This is a genomic window from Mesorhizobium sp. M1E.F.Ca.ET.063.01.1.1, assembly GCF_003998155.1.
Taxonomy (GTDB): Bacteria; Pseudomonadota; Alphaproteobacteria; order Rhizobiales; family Rhizobiaceae; genus Mesorhizobium.
In genome coordinates, this window is the sequence record NZ_RZSC01000610.1 from 1 (window position 1) to 3,593 (window position 3,593).

General features: G+C 63.1%; 3 protein-coding genes. 2 read left to right on the top strand and 1 reads right to left on the bottom strand.

The window, feature by feature from the left end; all coding sequences use genetic code 11:
• A partial coding sequence (locus tag EOA29_RS29095; protein WP_127221956.1) for a phosphoenolpyruvate carboxykinase (ATP) occupies window positions 1–587 on the bottom strand: 587 nt, incomplete at its 3' end.
• Window positions 588–929: 342 nt separating this feature from the next.
• On the opposite strand from EOA29_RS29095, the gene EOA29_RS29100 reads away from it, so the two are divergent.
• On the top strand, window positions 930–1,631 hold the full coding sequence (locus EOA29_RS29100) for a response regulator transcription factor (protein WP_006201274.1): 702 nt from the start codon (window positions 930–932) through the stop codon (window positions 1,629–1,631).
• 145 nt (window positions 1,632–1,776) lie between these two features.
• Window positions 1,777–3,561 carry a sensor histidine kinase gene (locus EOA29_RS29105; protein WP_126090852.1) on the top strand — a complete coding sequence of 595 codons (1,785 nt, stop codon included), beginning with the start codon at window positions 1,777–1,779 and terminating at the stop codon, window positions 3,559–3,561.
• The last annotated feature ends 32 nt before the right edge of the window (window positions 3,562–3,593 follow it).

Consider the following 3,593-nt stretch of genomic DNA (forward strand, 5'->3'; position numbering starts at 1 on the left):
GCGTAGGAGGTGCCGCCGATCAGCACGATCTTGCGGGTCAGATCGACCGCGATCACCGTTTCGGTGCGGGTGCCGTGGCGCGCCGGGTCGGCGCGGAAGGACGGCAGGTCGATGATCGTCATCTCCGGCACGAAACGGTCCAACTCGGCCGCCTGCGGGCGGATCAAGAGATTGCGGATGAACAGCGAATGCCAGGCGAATTCGGTGACGACCCGAACCGGCAACTGGAGCTCGGCGTCGGCGCCGCCGACGAGGTCCTGCACATAGAGATCCTTGGCCATCGCATGGGCTCGGAAATCGGCAAGCAGCGCCTCGAACTCAGCCTGCGAGATCGCCTTGTTGTTGTCCCACCAGACGTGCGGCCCGGTGCTCTCGTCGCGCACGACGAACTTGTCCTTGGGCGAGCGGCCGGTGTGCTGGCCGGTCTCGGCAACCAGCGCGCCCTGCGCCGTCAGTTTCGCCTCGCCGCGGCGGATCGCTTCCTCATAGAGTTCGGCGGCACCCAGATTGTAACGCACCGTGCCGGTCGTCTTCAGGCCAATGGCGTCAATGGCGCAATCGGGATTGCGTTTGCCGACTTCCGACATCAAATTTCCTCTCTGGATTTGGCCGCATCTGGCCGGTGGATTTCCGGGGCCTGCGCTGAAGGCAGATAGGCTCAGAACCAGAAAAGGCAAATGATATCAAATCATTAATCGATTTAAAAAATTTGAAAGTTGTTTAAATCGTTTAAATGTGCAAAAAGTCACAGAGGTTGCCCAAAGGATTGGCAGGCTTCGTTCGTCCAATCCCGTCAAGGGTGCGATCGTGTGTAGCGGCAGGCCGCCCGTGACTTCGAGCGGAGCCCATGCCACATTTTGTACCCAATTTGTCCTGCAAAAGCCCCTTCTCGACGACAGAAGGGACAGCTCATGAGGGAGCCGCTTGAAATGGCAACTATCGCGCTTGTCGATGACGACCGCAACATTCTGACTTCGGTGTCGATCGCGCTCGAATCCGAGGGCTACCGCGTCGAAACCTATACCGATGGCGCCTCGGCGCTGGAAGGCCTGGCGGCGCGGCCGCCGAACCTCGCCATCCTCGACATCAAGATGCCGCGCATGGACGGCATGGAGCTGTTGCGCCGGATGCGGCAGAAATCAGACCTGCCGGTGATCTTCCTGACCTCAAAGGACGACGAGATCGACGAGTTGTTCGGACTCAAGATGGGCGCCGACGACTTCATCCGCAAACCGTTCTCGCAGCGCCTGCTGGTCGAGCGGGTACGCGCGGTGCTGCGCCGCACCAGCGCCCGCGAGGCGGCCGCCAAGGCGCCCAGCCAGCAGGCCCGCTCGCTCGAACGCGGCCAGTTGGTGATGGACCAGGAGCGGCACACCTGCACCTGGAAGGGCGAGCCGGTGACGCTGACGGTGACCGAATTCCTGATCCTGCATTCGCTGGCGCAGCGCCCGGGCGTGGTAAAAAGCCGTGATGCGCTGATGGATTCGGCCTATGATGAGCAGGTCTATGTCGACGACCGCACCATCGACAGCCACATCAAGCGGCTGCGCAAGAAGTTCAAGGCCGTCGACGACGACTTCGAGATGATCGAAACCCTGTACGGAGTCGGATACCGGTTCCGCGAGGCATGAATAGGTAGTAGGCAGTAGGGAATAGTCGGTAGTCAGTTTTGAATGGTGCGAGCGGCCACTCATGCATCGCCACGGTCAGCCAACCATTTCTCTATTCCCTACTGCCTACTCACTACTCACTAATTTGAGCAGGGACTGCTAGTTGATGGCAGTGGACGTAGAGCGAGGCAGGCGGGCGGGCGCGGCGAGGCGCCCGTCGCGGATCGTGCCCGCATTCGTGTCGAAGATCACGGTGCCGATGCGCCGTTTTCTCGGCCATCACATCTTCTCCAGCCTGACGCGGCGCATCCTGTTCCTCAACCTGGCCGGCCTTGCGGTGCTGGTCACCGGCATCCTCTACCTCAACACCTTCCGCGACGGCCTGATCGACGCCCGCGTCGAAAGCCTGATGACGCAAGGCGAGATCATCGCCGGCGCGATCGCGGCCTCGGCGACGGTCGAGACCGACTCGATCAGCATCGATCCGGAAAAGCTTCTCGAACTGCAGGCCGGCGAAAGCCTTGGGCCGGGTTCCGACCAGCTCGACAATCTCGACTTCCCGATCAATCCCGAGCGCGTGGCGCCGGTGCTGAGACGCCTGATCTCGCCGACGCGCACGCGCGCCCGCATCTATGACCGCGACGCGAACCTTTTGCTCGATTCGCGCCATCTCTATTCGCGCGGCCAGATCCTGCGCTACGACCTGCCGCCGGTCGACGACGAACAGCCGGACCTTCTGGAGCGCGTCGAAAAATTCGTCTTCGACTTTTTCCGCAACAAGGACCTGCCCGTCTATCACGAGCAGCCCGGCGGCAATGGCGCGGCCTTCCCCGAAGTGGTGAAGGCGCTGACCGGCGGCCCCTCGACGATCGTGCGGGTGAGCGAGCAGGGCGAGCAGATCGTCTCGGTCGCGGTGCCGATCCAGCGCTTCCGCGCCGTGCTCGGCGTGCTGATGCTGTCCACCGAAGGCGGCGATATCGACAAGATCGTCGCGGCCGAACGCAAGGCGATCCTGCGCGTGTTCGGCATCGCGGCACTCGTCACCGCCATCCTCTCGATGCTTTTGGCCTCCACCATCGCCAATCCGCTGCGGCGGCTTTCCGCCGCCGCCGTCAGGGTGCGGCGCGGCGTCAAGAGCCGCGAGGAAATCCCGGACTTCTCCGACCGGCAGGACGAGATCGGCAATTTGTCGATCGCGGTGCGCGACATGACCAATGCGCTCTACGCGCGCATCGAGGCCATCGAGAGCTTCGCCGCCGACGTCTCGCACGAGCTCAAGAACCCGCTGACCTCGCTGCGCAGCGCGGTCGAAACACTGCCGCTGGCCAAGAACGACACCTCCCGCGCCCGGCTGATGGAGATAATCCAGCACGATGTGAGGCGGCTCGACCGGCTGATCACCGATATTTCCGACGCATCAAGGCTCGATGCCGAACTCGCGCGGGAAGACGCGGGAACCGTCGATCTGAAGAAATTCGTCACCGACCTCATCGCGGTCTCGCGCGAGACGACGCGCAACAAGAAGGCGGTCGAGATCGAGCTCAAGGTCGCCAAGCTGCCGCAGGGCGTCAAAGGCTATGTCGTCGCCGGCCACGATCTGAGGATCGGCCAGGTCATCACCAACCTGATCGAGAACGCCCGCTCCTTCGTTCCCGAGGAACACGGCCACATCACCATCTCGCTGGCGCGCGCCGGCAAGTTCAACATCGTCACCGTCGACGACAACGGTCCGGGCATCAGGGCCGAAAAGATCGACCGCATTTTCGAGCGCTTCTACACCGACCGGCCCGCCGGCGAGGCCTTCGGCCAGAATTCCGGCCTCGGCCTGTCGATCAGCCGCCAGATCGTCGAGGCGCATGGCGGCACGCTGACGGCGGAAAACATCCCCGGCACCAAGCCCGGCGAGATCAAGGGCGCGCGCTTCGTGGTGACGCTGCCGGCCGAAGGTTGATCACCGGCTCGAGACACGCTCATGCCCGACCC